This is a genomic window from Pseudomonas sp. PSE14, from assembly GCF_029203285.1.
Taxonomy (GTDB): Bacteria; Pseudomonadota; Gammaproteobacteria; order Pseudomonadales; family Pseudomonadaceae; genus Pseudomonas.
In genome coordinates this window covers 2,447,452-2,468,081 of the sequence record NZ_CP115669.1, presented here as the reverse complement: position 1 = coordinate 2,468,081, position 20,630 = coordinate 2,447,452, and the positions used below count along the sequence as shown (strand labels likewise).

Genomic DNA, 20,630 nt, shown 5'->3' with positions numbered 1-20,630 from the left:
CCGGCTCAGCCAGCCTTGCGCTCGGGCAGCACGTCATTGGCGATCATTTCGCCGAAGGGCCCGGTGAGGTTGGTCACGCCGCGCCCGGCAAGGCTGGCGTAGGGCTCGGGTAGCAGCGGGAAGACCAGTTCGGCAAAGCGATATGCCTCTTCCAGGTGCGGGTAGCCAGAGAAGATGAAGCTGTCGATGCCGAGGTCCGCGTACTCCTTGATGCGCTCGGCGACCTGCCGCGGGTCGCCCACCAGCGCGGTGCCGGCGCCGCCGCGCACCAGGCCGACGCCGGCCCAGAGGTTGGGGTAGATCTCCAGCTGGTCACGGCGCCCGCCGTGCAGCGCGGCCATGCGTCGCTGGCCTTCGGAATCGAAGCGGGCGAAGGATTTCTGCGCGTTGGCGATGGTCTCGTCGGAGATGTTGGCGATCAGCTTGTCGGCGGCCTTCCAGGCTTCCTCGGCCGTCTCGCGGACGATCACGTGCAGACGGATGCCGAACTTCACCGTGCGGCCCTGCTTTGCAGCCTTCTCGCGCACGTCGGCAATCTTCTGCGCGACCGCTTGCGGCGGCTCGCCCCAGGTCAGGTAGACATCCACCTGCTCGGCGGCCAGGTCATGGGCCTCGGCGGAAGAGCCGCCGAAGTACAGCGGCGGGTACGGTTTCTGGATCGGCGGATAGAGTGCCTTGGCGTTCTCCACCTGCAGGTGCTTGCCGGCGAAGTCCACCGACTCGCCCTGCAGCACGCGGCGCCAGATACGCAGGAATTCGTCGGTGACTTCGTAGCGCTCGGCGTGGCTGAGGTGGATGCCGTCGCCACGGTTTTCATCCGGGTCGCCGCCGGTGACCACGTTGATCAGCAGGCGGCCGCCGGACAGGCGATCCAGGGTTGCGGCCATGCGCGCGGAGACGGTCGGCGAGATGATGCCGGGACGGATCGCCACCAGGTAGCGCAGGCGTTCGGTGAGCGGCGCCAGGGCCGAGGCGACAACCCAGGAGTCTTCGCAGGAGCGGCCAGTGGGAATCAGCACGCCGTAGTAGCCGAGGGCGTCGGCAGCCTGGGCGATCTGCTTCAAATAAGGCAGCGACACGGGGCGGGCGCCCTCGCTGGTGCCGAGGAAGTGGCCGTCACCGTGGGTGGGCAGGAACCAGAAAACGTTCATCGATGACTCCTCAGGCGGATTTGCGCAGTTGCGGGCGGGCGAACAGCGGCGCGGCGCGTTCGGCGGCCAGTTGGATGCGGGCGCGCAAGGTGTCGCTGGTGATCTGGTAGTTGGCGAAGTCCGCCTCGCTGGCATACACACCGATGGGCAGCGTGATCGACTGGAAGAAGCTGAACAGCGGGCGCAACTGGTGGTCGAGGACCAGCGCATGGCGCTCGCTGCCACCGGTGGCAGCGAGCAGCACGGGGGTGTCGATCAGGGCGTTCATGTCCACCAGGTCGAACAGGTGCTTGAGCAGGCCCGGGTAGGAGCCGCGATAGACCGGTGAGGCGACGATCAGCAGGTCGGCGGTCTCGATCTCGCGCAGGGTGGCTTCCAGCTCGGCAGAGAGCTCCTGGCGGGACAATGCGGCACCCAGCGGGCGGGCGATGTCGGCCAGTTCGATGAGGTGGGTCTCTACCGGCAGGCGTTCGCCGAGGGCGTCCAGCACGGCCTGGGTGAGCACCAGGGTGCGCGAGGGGCGATAGGTGCCGCCGGAAACGGCGACCACTTTGATGGGGCTGGTCATGGGTTTTCCCTGTTGACTGTTGCGCTAGGTACAGAGGCCTTGAGCAAGGGCCGTACCAACAGGGAAATGTGCGATTTCAGGGCAGTCTGGCGGGGTTTGGCCGGTGTTTGCTGTCAGTCTGGCAACAACGCTGCTGATCCGCTGCTGCCAGGGCAACACTTCACCCCATCAGTGAACGGCGAGCTCACGCAGGCCGTGGGAAATCTTCAGGCCTTCCAGTTCAGCCAGGTATTCCCCGGTGCTGATCAGGCCGATACAGGGGGTCGCCCCGCGCTGCTGCAATCGTCCGGCTGCCAGCTTGCGCGCCAGCGCAACCGCCGCCATGCAGGGAATGTTCGGGCCATGGTCGTCCTGGGCAAGTATTTCCCAGCACAATGCCAGGGGGCGGTCCTCGCCATCGACGCCCTGCAGATGCACGAACATGCCGCTGCGCCCGTCACCCAGCGGCTCCATGGCCACCGCCATGCGGTGCAGGCTGGCGCCCAGGCCGGCGGGGTTCTTCACCAGACCGGCGCGCACCAGCCAGGAAAGACCCCAGGTGCCGAACTGGGTGAGGCGCAGCCCCAGCCCGGCGGAAAAGCGCACGTCCCGCACGCCGGGGTAGCGTTGCGGGAACAGCTCCAGGTCCGGCACATCGCAGTGCGCCAGCCAACGCCGCCCCAGGGGCGCGGGAAAGCGATGGCAGTTCAGCCCCTGCCAGCCATGCACGTTCTGCCAGCGGCCCTGACGCCACTGACGCAGCGGCTTGCCGCAGTAGCCCAGCACCGCCTCGACCGTGGCATGGCCGGGAATCTTCGCCGAAGAGCTGATGCCGTGGTGGATGCTGTCCAGGCGCTGGAAACGCGGCAGCAGTTCGTCGATCACCGCGGCAGCCAGGCCGGGAACCGAGCTGGCGCCGCTGCACACCAGCACGCCGGCGCTGCGGGCGGCGCGGTCGAGTTCATGGATGCCGCAGACGAAGTGGCGCGCGTCGGCCAGGTCGATGTAATGCGCCCGCGCCCCGATGGCGGCGCGGGCAACGCGGTAATCCTGGCCCTGGAAGGGGCCGGCAGTCGAGATGACCAGGTTGACCTTGAGTTCGTGGAGACGGCCTGCGAGCGTCGGCTGGTTCATGTCCAGGCATACCGCCTCCCCGCCCACTTCGCGCGCCAGCGCGCTGGCGCGTTTCTGGTCGCGCCCGCCGACCAGCACGCGAACCCCGTCGATCCCGCTCAGGCGGCGCACGATCAGGCTGCCAAAGTTGCCGTAGCCGCCCAGCACAAGGACGCGAAATGACGATTCAACTGACACAGACATCGATACTCCCTTGAATCCGCTGGCGCGACGCCAGCTCCCTGGCCGCAGCCGCAAAGCGTTGGAGTCTAGAACAACGGCGAGAACCTTCACCTTCTCGTCGGCGATGGGCGCGAAACCGGTCTCAGGCCTCGGGGCCCCAGCCCAGCGGATAGAGCAGCTCTTCCTTGTAGCCGGCCCACACCCGCACCGCCGCCGGGAAGCTCGCGTCCAGCGCCGCGTCGCCGCTGTCCACCAGCAGCGGCCGGCCTTCCAGGGTGCCGAGCTTGCGCTTGGTGGCGATCACCCGCAGGCGGTCGATGCCGATGGCGCTCAGCACGCGCGGGCTGATCTGCTGGTTGCCGCGACCGAGGATGTGGCCCTGGCCGCCAATGGCGGTGACCAGCAGGAAGGCTGGATGACCGTCCACCAGCTCGAACAGTTGCGATTCGGTGACGTCACGGGCGATCACCTCGCCGTTCTCGATCACGTCCACGCCCAGCAGCGTGGTTTCCAGGCGCAGGTCGGCGGCCAGCCCGTGCAGGGTCGAACCCGGCCCGAAGACGTAGCGCACGCCTTCTTCCCAGCTGTCCTCCAGCCAGGCGGCGAGGTCGGCCAGCACCAGTTCCTCGGTCTCCATGCCGGCCTGCTTGACGTGCTGCATGAAGTGCCCTTCCTCGGGCACCGTCAGTTCGGCGTACCAGCGCGCGGCGACTCGGCCATCGCGCAGGGCGGCCTCATCGAGGTCGCGCACCTCGCCCTGGGTCAGGCGCACCAGCCCACCCTCCACCAGCCGCCGCGCCAGCTCCCCAGCGGCACGCGGGCTGATGGCATAAGCCCCGGAATGGATCTTCACCCCGGCGGGAATCCCCAGCACCGGCTGGCCCTCGCGTGCAACCTCGGCGACATCGCGCGCGGTGCCGTCGCCACCGGCGAAGAGGATCAGCGCGACGCCGGCGTCCTGCAGCGCCTGCACGGCATGACGGGTATCCGCCGCCGAGCTGCGTTCGCCCTCGATCGCGCCGACCAGCCGATGGGAAAAGCCCATCTCCGCCAGCAGATCGGCGCCCATCGGCCCCGGAAAGGTGAGGAACTCCAGGCGCTCGCGCACCGGCAGCAACTGCTCCAGCGCCACCCGCGTGCGCTCCGCCGCCCGAGGCTGCGCGCCGCGAGCCAGGGCCAGTTCGGCCACCCCATCGCTGCCCTTGAGCGCGGTCGGTCCGCCGATACCGGCCAGCGGATTGATGATCAGGCCTACGCGAAAGCCATCCATACTCACCTCGAGTCATACCACCGGTGCAATGCCGGGCCGAACTTCACTATAACGACAAGCAGCGAACCGGGGTCTTGCAATTGGCACGCAACCTGCGTGACATGCGAGCGTACGGTCGTCTGCCGCTGTGGGTGACGCTTCTCCGCCGCCGTCCGTGCGGCCTTTGTCACCGACGCTTCATGTGATCTGCCTAGACTGCATTCAAACGTTGTAGAGGAGACTGGCTATGAGCTTGCAACACACCCCCGCCCCCCGCCCGGTGCCCCGGGACCCACAGCAGCCGGTCGGCGGCTCGATCATCGACGCCCAGGGCCGCGAGATCCCGATCACCGAAGACATGATCCAGCGCGCCTGCCGCGAACTGGAAAAAGGCACCGAGCCGCCTCGCCGATGAGTGCGCGGGCAGTCCCGCCCTACTCCCCGACCCGGTTGGCGCCCAGCGCCGTCAGCAGGTTTTCCAGCCGCGGCGCATCGCCCTGGATGTCCACCCACAGCCCGGTGATTTCCCGTCGCGGCGGGTAGTGCTTGCGCAGGGCATCGAATGCCTTGCGCCGCGCCTCGGCATCCCCCACCAGACTGCGCCGGAAAGCCGCGTCATCGCTGCGCGGGTCGTACACCGCACGGCACAGCATGGCCAGCGCCCAGTCCGGGTCGCACTCTTCCTTCAGGCTCAGTTCGGCCAGCCATTGCGCCGGCAGCAGGTCGTCCAGGCTCACTTCCGGCGCGCGCCCGAGCCAGGCGCAGAAGGCATCGTAGATCTGGGCCGTGCCGCGCAGCTTGCCGTCCAGGCTGTAGCCGGCGATGTGCGGCGTGGCGATGCGGCAGCGCGCGGCCAGTTCGACGTCCACCTGCGGCTCGCCTTCCCACACGTCCAGCGCCACGTCCAGGTCAGCGCCCGCTTCCAGATGCGCGCGCAGTGCGGCGTTGTCGACCACGCCGCCACGGCTGGCGTTGAGCAGCCAGGTGCCGGGACGCAGCGCCTTGAGGCGCTCGGCATCGAGCAGGTGACGCGTCGGGTGTTCGCCATCGCGGGTCATCGGCGTGTGCAGACTGATCACGTCGCACTCGCGCAGCACTTCTTCCAGGCTACGGAAGTCACCTCCCTCGGAAGCGGCGCGCGGCGGATCGCAGACGCGCACATCCCAGCCCAGCCCGCGCAGTACATCGACCAGACGGCCGCCAACCTGACCGGCGCCAATCACGCCATAACGGCGCTCGGCCAGCTTCGCCCCGTGCACCTCAGCCAGCGCCAGCAAGCTGCCCAGCACCCAGTCCACCACGCCACGGGCGTTGCAGCCCGGCGCGCTGGACCAGGTGATGCCGGCCTCGGCGAAGTAGTCGAGGTCGAGATGATCGGTGCCGATGGTGCAGGTGCCGACGAATTTGACCTGGCTGCCTTCGAGCAAGGCGCGGCTGACGTCGGTCACCGAACGCACCAGCAGCACCTCGGCATCGCCCAGGACGGCGCGGTCGATGCCGCGTCCGGGCAGGCGACGGATTTCACCGTGACCGCCGAAGAAGGCTTCGACCAGGGGAATGTTTTCATCGGCAAGGATACGCATGGACTGACTCCAGAAATCGGCACCGGCTACTTTACCAGCGCGCCTGCGCGCGGTCCCGCAACTTGCAACGATGCTTTCCTGACCAGACTGACAAGTCGTAAACTGGCCGGCTTCCTTCCGCTTCCTTCCGCCAGAAAAGGACCGCCGTGACCAGCATCGCCCAGCCCGTCTCCCGTGGACGGCGCGCCCTCATCGAGTTCAAGGAACTGCTCAGCCTCGCCACGCCGATCATGATCGCCCAGCTGGCCACCACCGCCATGGGCTTCGTCGATGCGGTGATGGCCGGCAGCGTCGGTCCGCGCGACCTCGCGGCAGTGGCGCTGGGCAACTCGATCTGGATTCCGGTGTTCCTGCTGATGACCGGCACCCTGCTCGCCACCACCGCCAAGGTCGCGCAGCGCTATGGCGCCGGCGACCAGCCGGGCACCGGCCCGCTGGTGCGCCAGGCGTTGTGGCTGGCGCTGCTGGTCGGCCCGCTGGCGGCGGCGACCTTGTGGTTCCTCTCCGAGCCGGTGCTGCGGGCGATGAAGGTCGAGGAAGCACTGATCGAGCCCAGTTGCTTCTACCTGCGCGGCATCGCCTGCGGCCTGCCGGCGGTGGCGCTGTACCACGTGCTGCGCTGCTACAGCGATGGCCTGGGGCGCACCCGGCCGAGCATGGTGCTGGGCATCTGCGGGCTGATGCTGAACATTCCGATCAACTGGATGCTGATCTACGGCCACCTCGGCTTCCCGGCCCTGGGCGGCCCCGGCTGCGGCTGGGCCACCGGATCGGTAATGTGGTTCATGCTGCTGGGCATGCTGTTCTGGGTGAACTGGGCAAAGGTCTACAAGCCGAGCCAACTGTTCGCCCACTGGGAGTTGCCCAACTTCAAGGTGATCGGCAGCCTGGTGGCGGTCGGCCTGCCCATTGGCATCGCGATCTTCGCCGAATCGAGCATCTTCTCGGTGATCGCCCTGCTGATCGGCGAGCTGGGTGAGAAAGTCGTGGCGGGTCACCAGGTGGCGCTGAACTTCAGCGCGCTGGTGTTCATGATCCCCTACTCGCTGGCCATGGCCGTGACCGTGCGCGTCGGCCAGGCCCTTGGCGCCGGCACGCCGCGCGATGCGCGCTTCGCCGCAGGCGTCGGGATGGGTGCCGCGCTCGCCTACGCGTGCATTTCCGCCAGCGGCATGCTGCTGATGCGCGAGCACATCGCCGCGCTCTATACCCAGGACCCTGAAGTGCTGGCGCTGGCCGCCTCGCTGCTGGTGTTCTCCGCGCTGTTCCAGTTCTCCGACGCCGTGCAGGTCACCGCCGCCGGCGCCCTGCGCGGTTACCAGGACACCCGCGCGACCATGATCATGACCCTGTTCGCCTACTGGGGTATCGGCCTGCCGGTGGGCTACAGCCTGGGCCTGGCCCACTGGCTGCAGGAGCCCACCGGGCCACGCGGCCTGTGGGAAGGCCTGATCGTCGGCCTGACCTGCGCGGCGGTGATGCTGTGCATCCGCCTGGCCCGCAGCGCCAAGCGGCAGATTCTCCTGGGCGAGAAGCGCCTGAGCGAACGCCTCTCCAGCTGATCCTCAGTCAGCGACCGGCAGCGCCAGCGGCTCCTTGGGACGACTGCTGAGGGTGGTGCCCACCGAGGCGAAGATGATCGCGCCGATGGCCAGCCACTGGTGCGAAGTGAGCTGTTCACCGAGGAATACCAGCCCGGAGATCGCGCCGAACGCCGGCTCGATGCTCATCAGGGTGCCGAAGGTGCGCGCCGGCAGGCGTGTCAGGGCGATCATCTCCAGGGTGTAGGGCAAGGCACTGGAGAGCACGGCCACACCCAGCAGCGCCGGCAGGAGGCTCACATCCAGCAGTGCACTGCCGGCATGGGCGAAACCGATGGGGGCCACGCAGATTGCGGCGATGGTCACCCCAAGCGCCGCGCCCTGGGCACCGAGATCATTGCCGGCACGCTGGCCAAAGATGATGTACAGCCCCCAGCAGACGCCCGCCGCCAGCGCCAGCAGTGCGCCCTTGGGGTCCACGCCCTGGCCCAGGTCCCCAATCGGCAGCAGTAACCAGAGGCCGAATACCGCCATGGCGATCCACAGGAAGTCGATCGGCTTGCGCGAGAAATACAACGCCACCGCCAGCGGCCCGGTGAATTCCAGCGCCACTGCGATCCCCAGCGGCACGGTCTGCAGCGCCATGTAGAACATCAGGTTCATGCCGCCGAGGGTCACGCCGTAGGCGATCAGCGGCACCAGCGACTTGCCGTTGAGCGAAGTACGCCACGGCCGCAGGATCGCCAGCAGGAGGATCGCGGCGAACAGCAGGCGCATGGCGGTTACGCCCTCGGCGCCCACCAGCGGGAACAGGCTCTTGGCCAGGGAGGCGCCGGACTGGATCGAGGCCATGGAGACGATCAGCAGGAGAACCGGCAGGACAGTGGAGATGAAGCGGGAGCGAGGCATGATGCGGACCTGAACAGGCGTTGCAACGTTAGGGAAATCTTGGTTGACTGTTATGCGCAACATAATGCGCAAAAAGGCCAGAATGAGCAATATACTGCCCACTCCTTCCGATCGTCCCAGTGTGCTGGTGCACGTCGCCGATAACGTGAAGACCCTGCGTCGCAATAGCGGCTTCAGCCAGGATGCGTTGGCCAAGGCCTCTGGTGTCAGCCGGCGGATGCTGGTCGGCATCGAGAGCGGCGACACCAACGTCAGCCTCGCCACCCTGGACCGCATCGCCGCCGCCCTTGGCGTGACCTTCGCCGACCTGGTCCGGCCGCCGTCGACCCGCAACCTGTCCCGCGTCGACGCGGTGGCCTGGGCCGGCGCGCAACCCGACAGCCGCGGCACCCTCCTCGCCAGCACACCGGCCACGCGCCAGGCGGAGCTCTGGCACTGGTCCCTGGCACCCGGCGACCGCTACAACGCCGAGCCGGACGCTGACGGCTGGTACGACATGGTCTATGTGATCGAGGGGCAACTGACCATCGTGCTCGCCGAGGAGACGGTGACCGTCGAGGCCGGCGGGTTCCATGTATTCAAGAGCAGCCAACCGTTTTCCTATCAGAACCATGGGGACGTGCTGGCGCGGTTCGTGCGCAACGTCGTCAATTGATTCCGATGCAGGAGCGAGCCTGCTCGCGAACTGTCCCTCGCTGCGGGCCTGCTCGCGGCATGCCCGCTCCTGCAGATGGCGAAGGAAGCTGCCCCCCCTGTGAACGCGAATCACGCCGCGGGGGATTTCGTGGACAAGGCCCGCTGCTACGAAAGTTCGCCCCACCCCGGCTCTTGAAGTCATCCCGAAAGAGCTTTCCGAACGGCCATAAAAAAGCCCGCATTAATGCGGGCCTTTTTATGGTTGCGTAACGATCAGTCGTCGCTGCCCATGATGCCGAAGATCTGCAGCAGGCTGATGAACAGGTTGTAGATCGAGACGTACAGGCTGATGGTGGCCATGATGTAGTTGCGCTCGCCACCGTGAATGATCGCGCTGGTCTGGAACAGGATCATCGCCGAGGAGAACAGCACGAAGCCGGCGCTGATGGCCAGTTGCAGGCCGCTGATCTGGAAGAACAGCGAGACCAGTACGGCGCCCAGCAGCACGAAGAAGCCCGCGGTGATGAAGCCGGACAGGAAGCTCATGTCCTTGCGGGTAGTCAGCACGTAGGCGGACAGGCCGAAGAACACCAGGGCCGTCATGAAGAAGGCCGACGAGATCACACTCGCGCCATTGGCCATGCCCAGGTACAGGTTGAGGATCGGGCCAAGGGTGTAGCCCATGAAGCCGGTGAGGGCGAAGGTGCTGAGCAGACCCCAGGCGCTGTTGCGCAGCTTCACGGTGAGGAAGAACAGGCCGTAGAAGCCCAGCAGCACCACGAAGATGCTCGGGTAAGGCAGACGCATCTGCTGCGAGGCGAAAGCCACCAGGCCGCTGAAGGCCAGCGTCAGCGCGAGCAGACCATAGGTATTGCGCAGGACGCCGCTGACCTCTTTCTGCTCCACGGCCGTGGAGTCGAGATATTGCCGTTCTTGCATGTCGAGACACTCCTGTTTAAGCGGGATACGGGTCCATGACCGTAGTGCCATTCATCATAACAGAGGCAAATGAGCCTCGAATCACCAGAGTTTGACAGTGTGTTGCGATCCGGTACTATGGCGCCCCGCTCACGCGGAAGTGTGGCCGAGTGGTTTAAGGCAGCGGTCTTGAAAACCGCCGGGTGTAACAGCCCCCAGAGTTCGAATCTCTGCGCTTCCGCCATATTCAAGGCCCTGATTTTTCAGGGCCTTTTTCATTTCTGGGCAGCGGTAATCTGGGCTTGCCAGCGCGCTGATTTCTTGATGAGTCCCAGAATTCAACCCTAGCTGAACCCCTCCTCGCCCGTCCTGGGCACCCTCCCCCCTCAGAGAATCACAGGCCGCCTCACACGCCAGCCCTCTCACTCTGGATTTATCAGCTGCTTCTGCGTGGACACTCGCCAGGCGGTCAGCCTTTCCAAGCAGCTCTGCAAGTACTCTGGCGTGCCGGGCTACTGCCTTGCTTGCGGCGGCAGTGCAAGAATCACGGCCGGCTTCAACTGCAGCAATTCGGCCGGCGTACTGGACGGGTGCGCCCCGCATGCGCTGATCAGCAGCGGCAGAAGCATCAGCGCGCACCTGGTCAATGTTCCTCTGGCCATCCTCGATCACCTTGTTGATGGACTGTTGGCGGCGTTGCTCCTCGGCGCGCGCCCTGGCGTCACAGGCAGCAGCGGCTTTCTGGCCGAGCTTCCCGTGGGCATCCCATCTGGCCTGCCACTTCGCATCCATGCGCGTCCTCTCCTCGTGCCAGCCACCGGCGGAAGCCATGAACAGCAGCAGCGGCTGCCAGTAGCCAAGCAGCACCAGTAGTCTCCGATTCGACCGCCTGGCCCGCCAGTGCATGCGTGCAGTCGTTCAGGAACTCGATGCGCCTATCACGAACGAAGGAGTGGCAACGTCGCTCCTCACGCTGCTCGCTCCAGTTGAACGTCACCAGGATCGAAGGGCTCAAGGTCGGCTTATCGACATCGCCGTTCCAGTCCCCAGCGCGGGTGCTGCGAAGCCGGATCGACGCGAACGCCATGGAGCATCTGGCATCCTGGGCAGAGGAAAAACAGCTGGTCGTTTGGCGCTCCAAGATCGGGAACAGCTGGACGAACCCGCTCATGCCCGCACCCTCCGCCCCCCTCGTCGATCACCTCGGCCTGATATGGCACCCCGCCGCTCTCATGTCGAATGATTCGCGCAGCGTCGCCGGCAGCCGCACATCAAGCTCCTGTTCGGGCTGAACACCCAGGGCCTTGGCCACGGCTCCAATGTACGCTTCGGTGTCGTTCTCGTTGTCCGGCGCCCAGCGGCTGACAGTCTCGCGCACGGCGTCGATGCCTGGGTCACCCACGCTAGGCATGCCGTCCTTGCAGCGATAAGCCAACAACAGCTTAGCCAGGGGGCGGATGCCGTTCTCCGGTGTATCGAGGCGGCCTGAGCGCCGCTTCGGCACGCCCAGCTCGAGGCCTAGTTGACCCTGCCAAGTGTTGCCGGGGTTGCAATTGCGGGCTCCGTGGGTAGCCATAGCTGATCTCCGGACACAAAAAGCCGGCTCTATGGCTGGCGCCGGGTGGGCTTCTCGGGACGTAAAAGGCTCGCAGAAGGTCTGTGATCTAGCGAGTGAAAATAGCTTTTTGAAATTTAATAGCTAACGGCTATATTCAATCTCTTGATGTCAAGGGGGACGAACAAAATGCCACTACTCAACATCAATACGGAACCAAGCCGCAGTAAAGGCCCGTTCATCCGATCATTATCTAGAGGGTCGCGTGTTCTCGACGTTGGGTGCGGAAATGGCTCACCGGCCTGGTTCAAATCGGTGCGCCCTGATATTTATTACATTGGCGTGGACGTCGGAGACTTCAATCAGCAAGGCGACCCCAATAAACATGCCAACGAATACATAGTCTGCCCTCCAGAAGAGTTCGCAAAAACGCTTGAGTCTTATACTGGCCAGATGGATGCAGTAGTGAGCTCTCACAATCTTGAACATTGTGACGAGCCAGATCGCGTCTTGGCAGCCATGGCAGCAGCTCTCGCTCCCGGAGGCCATCTATATCTGGCATTTCCATGTGAGGAAAGTGTCAACTTCCCCAAGCGCGGTGGGTGCCTAAATTTCTTCGATGACCCAACACACCAGAAGGTACCTTCGTGGCAAAAGACTCTCGACAGTTTATCTGCCAATGGCTGCGAGATTGAGTTCCATATAAAACGATATCACCCAAGCCCACTTTGGGTAATTGGCCTGCTACTCGAGCCAATAAGTTTCCTAAAAAAAAACATTATCCAAGATGCCACATGGGCGCTATATGGCTTCGAATCTGTCATATGGGCGAAGAAGCCGGACATCCCTGTTGAACTGGGTGACTGGGGACCACAATCAGGAATCGCTGGCGAAGGCATAAACGTACAGCCTAACGGCGACTCTGCGATATGGATTCAAGCCCAAAACATCTCCGGCTTCGGAGATGTGCGAGTGAAATTTGGGGATTATGCTTCAGAAATCCCAGCAACCGTTATGCCAGAAGTTGTTACAACATCCGTACCCACGCATGTGGTTAACACTCCAGGCGAGTACCCCGTAACGATCATCGAGGCATCAGGACGAAAAACCTTGATTGGAACTCTTGTCGTTCTCGATAGAGACAATCCGGCAAGCCTCAGCCACTGAGTGAATTACAAAAATAAAAAAGCTCGCGCGAGGCGGGCTTTAGTTTAGATATCTTGCTGTGACGTCGCCTTTCTGGTGGCGAGATTTATTACGAACTCAGTAGATCGCCTGATTGCAGAGTCGAACACTGGAAGTGACAGGAACCAAGTAACAATAATCGAAGCCACGAAGCATGCAGCGATTACGCCTACCTCACCAAACTGCCATGCATAATAAGAGAAATTATCTCTTCCCACCATAATAACCAGGCCATGTAACAGATACACAGCAAGGCTGCCAGAGCCAATCGCAGCGATGACTTTTGAGTTACGAGGAATAAGGATAAACGCTGCTACAGACGATACTGCCGCGACAAGATACACACCCAGCAGTGCCAAAACTCCGTAACCGAGATTTAACCCTAAATCGCGGTAGCGAGCAGCGCCATAAAGGTTCACATTACGCACGCCAATCCGGACAAGGAGCGATGTCACTCCGACTAGCAGCAGCGCCGCGATAACCTTGGCTGTAGCTCCGCGAGGGATCGCCGCCATGATCTGCTTGCCATAAAGGTGGCCAATCACAAAGAACGGGAGGTAGTTGAACATCCGCCCCAGGCTCCACCAGTACCCCATCCACCCAGAATCTCCAGCCGCCGCCGCAAGTATGATGGACACAAAGACAGGATATTTTACCACCCTGAACATCGGAATAAGGAGATTCCAAAGTATCATGGCCATCAAGAACCAAAGCAGCCAGTATGGCTCTGGAATTGTGACCAGCCACTTCCCTTTCTGCATGTAGAGGAGCGCCCCATAAATAACTTGGAACGCGATAAGCATTAGGGCAATTCGCGCAACTCTCTGTGCAATTCCGGTAGGTTTCGCTGTGATTCCGGCCAAGAAAACAAACGCCGGGATGTGAAACATGTAAACCGAAACCACTAACCATTTGAGGATCGGGCCTTTGTCCCAGGCCCCAACGCCTTCGAAGTAATGGCCAAGTACCACCAAGAAGATCAGAACTCCTTTGGCGCTATCGATAAATGTGTCCCTGCTCATGGCTCGCCTGCTTAAAATTTTCCGCATGTTAAAGCAAGCGAGCCAACCATCCCAGCCCAGTTACGTGAAGGTGGTGTCGATCAGGTTATTCCCGACGTTGGCGTTCGTATTGGTGCCCGCCTGGGTGAGGCCGCTGGCGGTTGTGACCTGATTCTGGCGCACCACGCTACGAATGGTTCCTGTCATGTACAACGTGTCGGTAGTGTTGCCTACCACGGTCAGGCGGTTGGTATCCACTCCGCCAGTGTTACCGAGCACGATGCCAGCCACAGCGCCAGTCAACCCTTCCAGGTTGCAGTTGATCAGCATGTTGTTTACGTTGATCCAATCGCTGCCGTACACATAGCCCCCTGTGCGATTGATCGAATCCAGCGTATTTCCAGAGATCACTCCCTGATGGGTGTGTTGACGCTAATGCCGTGGCGGGACTTACCGGCCAGATTGATGGACAGCACGGCGTTATTCACGATGCGGTAGTTCCGCAGGCAAGTGCTGGCGGTGCCATCAATTAGGCGCGTCCACCACCGCCAGGCCAATCCGTATCGCCCTGTTGGAAGAAGGTATTCCCTTTAATCAACCAGTCGTTTGTGACGTTCGTGTCGTTGTACTCATGGTAAACGCCCCCAATAGCCACTTTCGAAGTGGCTGTCCACGATTTTTACGCCTGACCAACTGCGGGCGTGCACGCCAACATACAGCGGCTTCACGAAGGTATTGTCTTCGATCAGGATGTTCGAATGGTGGAAGACACCCGCCTACCTGCCCCTTGGAGATCGCCCCATGTCCGAAGCCGGAGCTATCGCAGCGACTGTCGCCGTCGGATTCGGCGGATACTACCTGCTCGGCATCGACGTCAACGCTCTGATCGGCGCCTTTACCGGCGCCATGTTCTTCGTCGTCCAGGCTAAGGACCTGTCGGTCCTGACCCGCACTGGGTATTTCCTGGTCTCTTGGATTTCAGGCTACTACATTGCCGGCGAGCTCGTCGGCAAACAGCGGGCGGAGACATCCGGCCTTGTCGCCAGCGTCAGCGCCCTGTTGTGCGTCTATATGAGCATCAGCTTGCTTGAGTAGGTGTAGGGGGAAAGGCGCCTGGCTGGCTCCACTTCTTCGCGGGCCGCTTCGAAGGTCGAGATGATAGCAATGGTCGGAATGGTTGATCCGCGGGCCCTGGTCGCCCGCTGTCATCTTGCAGCGCCATCTGCGTTCGCATCGCCAGTTGCCGACGGCAGGGCGCTCGCTACCGCGCCATCGTTTCGCTACCATCCTGCCTGCTGTCCGTTGGCTCGGACTGCTATTCCCTGACGCTCTTCCTGGACGTGCTGCGCGGTCACCTCACTACAGCCTATCCCCTAGCTGCTGATCATCCTTGTGGTGCTGGCAGTTTTGGTCTTCAAGGCGCGTGGGAACGTGGCGCGGATCGTGAGGATTGACCGGAGTGAGCGGTGGGATGGGGCTGAGCGACGCGGACGCTAGTGAACACCGACGCAATGATGGCACAATGCCTTTTCCTCGCAAGAATAGGAAGCCACCATGTCATATGACCCCATCACGCCCAAGCTACGCGCCTCTCTGAACAAGGGACCGCAAGGCAGGGCCGCGGCAAGTTCGCTGGTAGAGAGAATCGAAGAAAAGGTCTACAGAGCAATTCTGGAACCGCAGAACGCCTCTCAATGGGAAACCACCATTAGCAAGTCAAGTGATGGAGTAACGACCCTCAAAGGGCCGTTCGGAATGGCCGTGGTTTCCAAGGGCTTTGTGTTGACCGAGACCGACGTCGTAGCGCGAATCACATACTCAAAGCGGCTGAAAGACCAGAAGGGCAGCACATACTGGAAATCAGTTTGGGAGCTTGAGGCCGGTACTGATGGTTTTGTAAGAAGCGGCGGTGCAAACACTCCTAACTTGGACATCCATGAAGGAAATGAGGCGGAACAGGTAATGGATATCGCCGCATCGATTCTCATTGCCCTAGGTCGTTGCACGACGTGAGCCACATCGCTAGGCAAGCCCCGCGCCCGAGGAGCTTTTTTAGGTCAACCATGGCACTGAACAAGAAGCGGTGCCTGCTCGTCGAGGAAGCACCTGATCGACCTCAACACGACGCAGGCATCCATCCGGGCGAGATACGCCAAGAAACGTGCCGCAGAGATAGGGTACGCACTGCCTAGCATACTGGAAGTGGCCGAGGCTATTGCACATGCCATGGCCGCCCCAGGCCAGCGCCAGGGCATGTGCAACTGGAAGAACTGCGAGAACATCTCGCCCGGCAGCGTATCGCCGATGCGGTCTGCGACATCGCCTACAGCAGGACCATCCACCTCAGCGTCTTCTGCATCGACCAGCGCGGCCCGCGCTACTACAAGCCGGTCGAAATTGCCCCACCGAGCCTGATTAGCGATGTGCTGCCTAAGACGGCGCCACGTACCCAGAGCGACAACCTGAAGGAGATCAAGCAGCTCCAGAAGGTGTTCGACGACGCCCCGATCGACGCACTGACCCCGGCGATGGTCGGTCAATACCGCGACGCCAGCCAGGCAAAGGTCCGGGCGAACAGGGAGAACGCCGCCCTATCCCACGCCTTCAACATCGCGCGCGAACGGGGCCTGACGAAGAAGGAAAACCCCTGCCGTGGAGCGCGCAAGAACAAGGAGTCGCCCCGCGACTACTAACGCCAAGGACGTGGCCTGGGATGCGGTCTACCGGCATGCGGTGCCGGAGTTGAAGGATGCGATGGACTTAGCCTACCTGACCGGTCAGCGGCCAGCCGACGTCATTTCGCTGCGCAAGACCGACGTCGAGGGTGACTGGCTGCTGGTGAAACAGGGCAAGACCGCTCACAAGGTGCGGGTGATCATGCGCCACGACGGTGCCGACAACAGCCTTGGGACGCTGCTGAAGCAGATTGCGGCGCGCAACGAGCACTTCGTCAGCCCCTACCTGATCCTCAGCGCGCGCGGCCGGCGGGTAACCCAGCACATGCTGCGCGACCGATGGGAGGCTGCTCGCGAGGCTGCACAGAAGTCCGCGATCGAGGCGGGAGACCCCGAACTCGGCGCAATGATCCGAGAGTTCCAGTTCAAGGACATCCGCCCGAAGGCCGCCACCGAGATCAACGACCTGAAGGAAGCCAGCCGACTCCTTGGGCACACGGAAGAGGAGATCACCAGGACCGTATACGTCCGGCGAGGGGCCATTGCCAAGCCGGCAAAATAGGCGCTCAGAGGGGCTAAAAACCGGTCCCAGAACTCAAACGCCGAACCCGTCAAGGATGCGGGTTGGACTGGGTGTTGTTATGTTTGCGTTCTGGGACTTAAACTCGCCACAAGGCTGCGTAAGTGCTGGATTCGTATGGCGGACTTGAAAACCGCCGGGTGTAACAGCCCCCAGAGTTCGAATCTCTGCGCTTCCACCATTATTCTCTACGTCAAAAGCCCCGCCCAGCGGGGCTTTTGCGTTTCCGCTGCACGGCAAAAAACGACAGAGTGCCGTATCATCCTGCGGAAATTCGTCGCGAAGGCCCGCTCCATGAAGTTCGTCATCGCCCTCTTCTCCCCGCCGCATTCGCCGGCCGCCCGGCGCGCCCTGCGCTTCGCCGAGGCTGCGCTGGCCGGCGGCCATGAAATCACCCGGCTGTTCTTCTATCAGGACGGCGTGTACAGCGCCTCGGCCAATACCGTGGCCAGCCAGGACGAGCTGGACGTCGCCGCCGCCTGGACCCGCTTCGTCGCCGACAACCAGCTGGACGGCGTGGTCTGCATCGCCGCCGCGCTGCGCCGTGGCGTGCTGAACGGCGAGGAAGCCAACCGCTATTCCCGCCCTGCCGCCAACCTGCAGGCACCCTGGGACCTTTCCGGCCTCGGCCAGCTGCATGAAGCGGCGCAACTGGCGGACCGCCTGGTCTGCTTCGGAGGAGACTGATGGCCAAATCCCTGTTGATCATCAGCCGTCAGGCGCCCTGGGCCGGCCCCGCCGCCCGCGAGGCGCTAGACATTGCCCTGGCCGGAGGCGCCTTCGACCTGCCGATCTCGATGCTCTTCCTCGACGACGGCGTCTTCCAGCTCGCGCCCGGCCAACGCCCGGCCAACCTCGAACAGAAGGACCTGCAGGCCAACCTGCAAGCCCTGCCGCTGTTCGGCGTGGAAGCGCTCTACGTCAGCCAGCGCAGCCTCGGCGAGCGCGGCCTGGACGCCGCCAACCTGACGCTGCCCGTACAGGCGCTGGACGCCACCGCCCTGCGCGACCTGCTGCAAACCCACGACCAGGTGATCACGATCTGATGGCTACTCTCCACCTGCTCTCGCACTCCCCCTTCGACGACGGCCGACTCGCCAGTTGCTTGCACCTGCTCGGCCCGGACGACGGCCTGCTGCTGACCGGCGACGCCGTCTACGCCCTGCGCGACGGCACTGCGCCCTGCCAGGCGCTGGAGCTGATGCCCGCCGCCAACGGACTCTTCGCCCTGCTGGAAGACCTGCAGGCGCGCGGCATGGACGATGTTCCCGCCCGCGTCATCGCGGTCGACTATCCCGGCTTCGTCGAGCTCTGCACCCGCTTCGACAAGGTGAACGCCTGGCTATGAGCACCCTACTGGTCAACGGACAAGCCCTGCCGCTGGACAAGGACGGCTACCTGGCGCACCTGGACGACTGGAGCGACGCCGCCGCCGAGGCCCTGGCGCACAACGAAGGCATCCACCTGACGCCCGAGCATTGGGAAATCCTCCTGCTGCTGCGCGAGTTCTATGGCGAATTCCAGCTCTCCCCGGCGAACCGGCCGCTGATCAAGTACGTCGCCCAGCGACTGGGCACGGAAAAGGGCAGCAGCCTGCACCTCAACCTCCTGTTCAAGGGCACCCCGGCCAAGCTTGCCGCCAAGCTTGCCGGCCTGCCGAAGCCGACCAACTGCCTATGACCGCCGCCCCGCTCGTCCTGCAGACACCTGAAGAACATCCGTTCGCCCAGTTCGTTCGCATCCTCGGCAAGGGCAAGCGCGGCGCGCGCGGCCTGACCCGCGAGGAAGCCCGCGAAGCACTGGGCATGATCCTCGACGACGAGGTCGAGGAGGCCCAGCTGGGCGCATTCCTGATGCTGCTGCGGCACAAGGAGGAAAGCGCCGAGGAACTGGCCGGCTTCACCGAGGCGGTGCGCGAACGCCTGCAAGTGCCGAAGATCGCCGTGGACCTGGACTGGCCCAGCTACGCCGGCAAGAAGCGTCACCTGCCCTGGTACCTGCTGGCCGCCAAATGCCTGGCCGGCAGCGGCACCCGCATCCTGCTGCACGGCGGCGGCGCCCATACCGCGGGCCGGCTCTACACCGAACAGCTGCTGGAGCAGCTCGGCCTGCCGCTGTGCCGCGACTGGGATTCGGTCAGCAACGCACTGGACGACAAAGGCATCGCCTTCGCACCGCTGGTGGACTGGATGCCGCGTCTGCAACAGATGATCGACCTGCGCAACACCCTCGGCCTGCGCTCGCCGATGCACTCTGCCGTGCGCCTGATCAACCCGCTGGGCGCGACCTGTGTGCTGCAGAGCATCTTCCACCCCGGCTACCAGGCGGTGCACCGCGAGGGCAGCCGCCTGCTCGGCGACTACGCCATCGTCATCAAGGGCGAAGGCGGCGAGATCGAAGTGAACCCGGACGCCACCTCGCACCTTTATGGCTGCCGCGCTGGCGAAGCCTGGGACGAGGAATGGCCAGCACTGTCGCCGCTGCGCCACGTCAAACCGGAAACGCTGGCCCCTGCCGAACTGGTCGCCTTCTGGCACGGCGAAAGCCAGGACTCCTATGGCGAACTGGCGGTACGGGCAACGATGGCATTGGCCCTGCGCGCGATGGGATTGCCGAGAGACGAAGCCTTCGCGGAGGCCGATAGACGCTGGGCCGCACGCGATAGATCGATCTGATCGATATCTGAAATCCTGTTTTTGCGCTAATCAATCGAGTCTTTATCGATAGACTGGTCCCATCTCTCCTGCTTTCTGGAGCACACACGATGGGACAGTTGATCGATGGCCGCTGGCATGACCAGTGGTATGACACCAGCAAGGACGGCCGCTTCCAGCGCGAGAACGCTCAGCGCCGCAACTGGATCACCGCCGACGGAAGCCCCGGCCCCAGCGGCGAAGGCGGCTTCCGCGCCGAGCCCGGCCGTTATCACCTTTACGTTTCCCTGGCCTGCCCCTGGGCCCACCGCACGCTGATCTTCCGCCAGCTCAAGGGCCTGGAATCACTGATCGACGTTTCGGTGGTCAGCTGGCTGATGCTGGAAAATGGCTGGACCTTCGACAAGGCGCTGGGCTCGACCGGCGACAAGCTCGACGGCCTGGACTTCCTCCACCAGCGCTATACCAAGGACGACCCGCACTACACCGGCCGCGTCACCGTACCGGTGCTGTGGGACAGGCACGAGCAGCGCATCGTCAGCAACGAGTCGGCGGAGATCATCCGCATGTTCAACTCGGCTTTCGACGACCTCACCGGCAACCGCCTGGACCTCTATCCGGAGCCGCTGCGGGCACAGATCGATGAATTGAACGAGCGCATCTACCCGGCGGTGAACAACGGCGTGTACCGCGCCGGCTTCGCCACCACCCAGGCGGCCTACGAAGAGGCGTTCAAGACCCTGTTCAACGAACTGGACTGGCTGGACGAGCGCCTGGGCAAACAGCGCTACCTGGCAGGCGAATACCTGACCGAGGCCGATGTGCGCCTGTTCACCACGCTGATCCGCTTCGATGCCGTCTACCACGGCCACTTCAAGTGCAACCTGCGGCACCTGGCGGACTACCCCAACCTGTCCGGCTGGCTGCGCGAGTTGTACCAGTGGCAGGGCGTCGCCGGTACGGTCGACTTCCAGCACATCAAGCACCACTACTACGCCAGCCACCGCACCATCAACCCGACTGGCGTCGTTCCGCTGGGACCACAGCAGGACTTCACCACGCCCCATGGGCGGGAGCATCTGCCGGGCAAAGGCATCGCGCAGAAAGGGTGAGGCTGGCGTAGGGCGTATAACCGTTCGCGGTTATACGC

At 63.4% G+C, this 20,630-nt stretch carries 25 protein-coding genes, 1 tRNA gene and 2 pseudogenes; 17 read left to right on the top strand and 11 right to left on the bottom strand.

Features of this window, described 5'->3' with window-relative positions; genetic code table 11:
- Positions 1 to 5: 5 nt before the first annotated feature.
- The 4 genes from ssuD to O6P39_RS11590 all read right to left on the bottom strand — a co-directional run bounded on the left by ssuD (position 6) and on the right by O6P39_RS11590 (position 4,264).
- Complete coding sequence (gene ssuD, locus O6P39_RS11605; RefSeq protein ID WP_275611468.1) at positions 6 to 1,151, bottom strand: FMNH2-dependent alkanesulfonate monooxygenase; 1,146 nt, start codon at positions 1,149 to 1,151, stop codon at positions 6 to 8.
- A gap of 10 nt (positions 1,152 to 1,161) precedes the next feature.
- On the bottom strand, positions 1,162 to 1,719 hold the full coding sequence (msuE, locus tag O6P39_RS11600) for an FMN reductase (protein WP_275611467.1): 558 nt from the start codon (positions 1,717 to 1,719) through the stop codon (positions 1,162 to 1,164).
- Between the two features lie 168 nt (positions 1,720 to 1,887).
- On the bottom strand, positions 1,888 to 3,015 hold the full coding sequence (locus tag O6P39_RS11595; protein ID WP_275611466.1) for a saccharopine dehydrogenase NADP-binding domain-containing protein: 1,128 nt from the start codon (positions 3,013 to 3,015) through the stop codon (positions 1,888 to 1,890).
- Positions 3,016 to 3,136: 121 nt separating this feature from the next.
- Positions 3,137 to 4,264: an ATP-NAD kinase family protein gene (locus tag O6P39_RS11590; protein WP_275611465.1), complete on the bottom strand. Its 1,128-nt coding sequence runs from the start codon at positions 4,262 to 4,264 to the stop codon at positions 3,137 to 3,139.
- A gap of 226 nt (positions 4,265 to 4,490) precedes the next feature.
- On the opposite strand from O6P39_RS11590, the gene O6P39_RS11585 reads away from it, so the two are divergent.
- Positions 4,491 to 4,658, top strand: a complete 168-nt coding sequence (locus tag O6P39_RS11585) for a PA1571 family protein (RefSeq protein WP_275611464.1) — start codon at positions 4,491 to 4,493, stop codon at positions 4,656 to 4,658.
- Positions 4,659 to 4,677: 19 nt separating this feature from the next.
- Here the strand turns inward: O6P39_RS11585 and pdxB are convergent, their stop codons facing one another.
- Positions 4,678 to 5,826, bottom strand: a complete 1,149-nt coding sequence (gene pdxB / locus O6P39_RS11580) for a 4-phosphoerythronate dehydrogenase PdxB (protein ID WP_275611463.1) — start codon at positions 5,824 to 5,826, stop codon at positions 4,678 to 4,680.
- A 146-nt stretch (positions 5,827 to 5,972) separates the two neighbouring features.
- Here pdxB and O6P39_RS11575 point away from each other — a divergent pair, with 146 nt between their 5' ends.
- On the top strand, positions 5,973 to 7,388 hold the full coding sequence (locus O6P39_RS11575; protein WP_275611462.1) for an MATE family efflux transporter: 1,416 nt from the start codon (positions 5,973 to 5,975) through the stop codon (positions 7,386 to 7,388).
- A 3-nt stretch (positions 7,389 to 7,391) separates the two neighbouring features.
- On the opposite strand, the gene rhtA is transcribed toward O6P39_RS11575, so the two are convergent.
- Positions 7,392 to 8,276 carry a threonine/homoserine exporter RhtA gene (gene rhtA / locus O6P39_RS11570; RefSeq protein ID WP_275611461.1) on the bottom strand — a complete coding sequence of 295 codons (885 nt, stop codon included), beginning with the start codon at positions 8,274 to 8,276 and terminating at the stop codon, positions 7,392 to 7,394.
- A gap of 52 nt (positions 8,277 to 8,328) precedes the next feature.
- On the opposite strand from rhtA, the gene O6P39_RS11565 reads away from it, so the two are divergent.
- Positions 8,329 to 8,931 carry an XRE family transcriptional regulator gene (locus O6P39_RS11565; protein WP_275611460.1) on the top strand — a complete coding sequence of 201 codons (603 nt, stop codon included), beginning with the start codon at positions 8,329 to 8,331 and terminating at the stop codon, positions 8,929 to 8,931.
- A gap of 254 nt (positions 8,932 to 9,185) precedes the next feature.
- Here the strand turns inward: O6P39_RS11565 and O6P39_RS11560 are convergent, their stop codons facing one another.
- Entirely contained in the window at positions 9,186 to 9,851 is a 666-nt protein-coding gene (locus tag O6P39_RS11560) for a Bax inhibitor-1/YccA family protein (protein ID WP_275611459.1), read from the bottom strand.
- 135 nt (positions 9,852 to 9,986) lie between these two features.
- On the opposite strand from O6P39_RS11560, the gene O6P39_RS11555 reads away from it, so the two are divergent.
- Both O6P39_RS11555 and O6P39_RS11550 read left to right on the top strand, forming a co-directional pair.
- Positions 9,987 to 10,074, top strand: a tRNA-Ser gene (locus tag O6P39_RS11555).
- A gap of 206 nt (positions 10,075 to 10,280) precedes the next feature.
- Entirely contained in the window at positions 10,281 to 10,703 is a 423-nt protein-coding gene (locus tag O6P39_RS11550) for a hypothetical protein (protein WP_275612061.1), read from the top strand.
- A 98-nt stretch (positions 10,704 to 10,801) separates the two neighbouring features.
- Here the strand turns inward: O6P39_RS11550 and O6P39_RS27350 are convergent.
- Both O6P39_RS27350 and O6P39_RS11540 read right to left on the bottom strand, forming a co-directional pair.
- Positions 10,802 to 10,917, bottom strand: a pseudogene (locus tag O6P39_RS27350) (hypothetical protein); the annotation flags it as partial.
- A gap of 111 nt (positions 10,918 to 11,028) precedes the next feature.
- Entirely contained in the window at positions 11,029 to 11,406 is a 378-nt protein-coding gene (locus O6P39_RS11540) for a structural protein P5 (RefSeq protein WP_345774672.1), read from the bottom strand.
- A gap of 168 nt (positions 11,407 to 11,574) precedes the next feature.
- Here O6P39_RS11540 and O6P39_RS11535 point away from each other — a divergent pair, with 168 nt between their 5' ends.
- On the top strand, positions 11,575 to 12,552 hold the full coding sequence (locus O6P39_RS11535) for a class I SAM-dependent methyltransferase (protein ID WP_275611458.1): 978 nt from the start codon (positions 11,575 to 11,577) through the stop codon (positions 12,550 to 12,552).
- Positions 12,553 to 12,596: 44 nt separating this feature from the next.
- On the opposite strand, the gene O6P39_RS11530 is transcribed toward O6P39_RS11535, so the two are convergent.
- Positions 12,597 to 13,592 carry an acyltransferase family protein gene (locus O6P39_RS11530; protein ID WP_275611457.1) on the bottom strand — a complete coding sequence of 332 codons (996 nt, stop codon included), beginning with the start codon at positions 13,590 to 13,592 and terminating at the stop codon, positions 12,597 to 12,599.
- A gap of 60 nt (positions 13,593 to 13,652) precedes the next feature.
- Complete coding sequence (locus tag O6P39_RS11525) at positions 13,653 to 13,901, bottom strand: hypothetical protein (protein WP_275611456.1); 249 nt, start codon at positions 13,899 to 13,901, stop codon at positions 13,653 to 13,655.
- Positions 13,902 to 14,372: 471 nt separating this feature from the next.
- Between O6P39_RS11525 and O6P39_RS11520 the strand changes: the two genes are divergently transcribed.
- The 11 genes and pseudogenes from O6P39_RS11520 (at position 14,373) to O6P39_RS11475 (ending at position 20,592) form a co-directional block, all read left to right on the top strand.
- On the top strand, positions 14,373 to 14,666 hold the full coding sequence (locus O6P39_RS11520; RefSeq protein WP_275611455.1) for a putative holin: 294 nt from the start codon (positions 14,373 to 14,375) through the stop codon (positions 14,664 to 14,666).
- 459 nt (positions 14,667 to 15,125) lie between these two features.
- Positions 15,126 to 15,584 carry a hypothetical protein gene (locus O6P39_RS11515; RefSeq protein ID WP_275611454.1) on the top strand — a complete coding sequence of 153 codons (459 nt, stop codon included), beginning with the start codon at positions 15,126 to 15,128 and terminating at the stop codon, positions 15,582 to 15,584.
- A 93-nt stretch (positions 15,585 to 15,677) separates the two neighbouring features.
- A pseudogene (locus O6P39_RS27345) lies at positions 15,678 to 15,764 on the top strand (terminase small subunit); the annotation flags it as partial.
- Positions 15,765 to 15,826: 62 nt separating this feature from the next.
- A complete protein-coding gene (locus tag O6P39_RS27340; protein ID WP_345774671.1) occupies positions 15,827 to 16,264 on the top strand; it encodes a hypothetical protein in 438 nt (145 codons plus the stop codon).
- A gap of 10 nt (positions 16,265 to 16,274) precedes the next feature.
- On the top strand, positions 16,275 to 16,808 hold the full coding sequence (locus tag O6P39_RS11505; protein WP_345774670.1) for a tyrosine-type recombinase/integrase: 534 nt from the start codon (positions 16,275 to 16,277) through the stop codon (positions 16,806 to 16,808).
- A gap of 312 nt (positions 16,809 to 17,120) precedes the next feature.
- Positions 17,121 to 17,513 (top strand): sulfurtransferase complex subunit TusD, encoded by a 393-nt coding sequence (gene tusD, locus O6P39_RS11500; protein ID WP_275611453.1) that lies wholly within the window; start codon positions 17,121 to 17,123, stop codon positions 17,511 to 17,513.
- On the top strand, positions 17,513 to 17,872 hold the full coding sequence (gene tusC / locus O6P39_RS11495) for a sulfurtransferase complex subunit TusC (protein ID WP_275611452.1): 360 nt from the start codon (positions 17,513 to 17,515) through the stop codon (positions 17,870 to 17,872). Before tusD ends, tusC begins: the two co-directional genes overlap by 1 nt.
- A complete protein-coding gene (gene tusB / locus O6P39_RS11490; RefSeq protein WP_207883429.1) occupies positions 17,869 to 18,174 on the top strand; it encodes a sulfurtransferase complex subunit TusB in 306 nt (101 codons plus the stop codon). The genes tusC and tusB overlap by 4 nt, the downstream gene beginning before the upstream one ends.
- Entirely contained in the window at positions 18,171 to 18,506 is a 336-nt protein-coding gene (locus O6P39_RS11485) for a TusE/DsrC/DsvC family sulfur relay protein (RefSeq protein ID WP_275611451.1), read from the top strand. Before tusB ends, O6P39_RS11485 begins: the two co-directional genes overlap by 4 nt.
- On the top strand, positions 18,503 to 19,501 hold the full coding sequence (locus O6P39_RS11480; RefSeq protein WP_275611450.1) for a glycosyl transferase family protein: 999 nt from the start codon (positions 18,503 to 18,505) through the stop codon (positions 19,499 to 19,501). The genes O6P39_RS11485 and O6P39_RS11480 overlap by 4 nt, the downstream gene beginning before the upstream one ends.
- A gap of 89 nt (positions 19,502 to 19,590) precedes the next feature.
- Entirely contained in the window at positions 19,591 to 20,592 is a 1,002-nt protein-coding gene (locus O6P39_RS11475; RefSeq protein WP_275611449.1) for a glutathione S-transferase family protein, read from the top strand.
- The last annotated feature ends 38 nt before the right edge of the window (positions 20,593 to 20,630 follow it).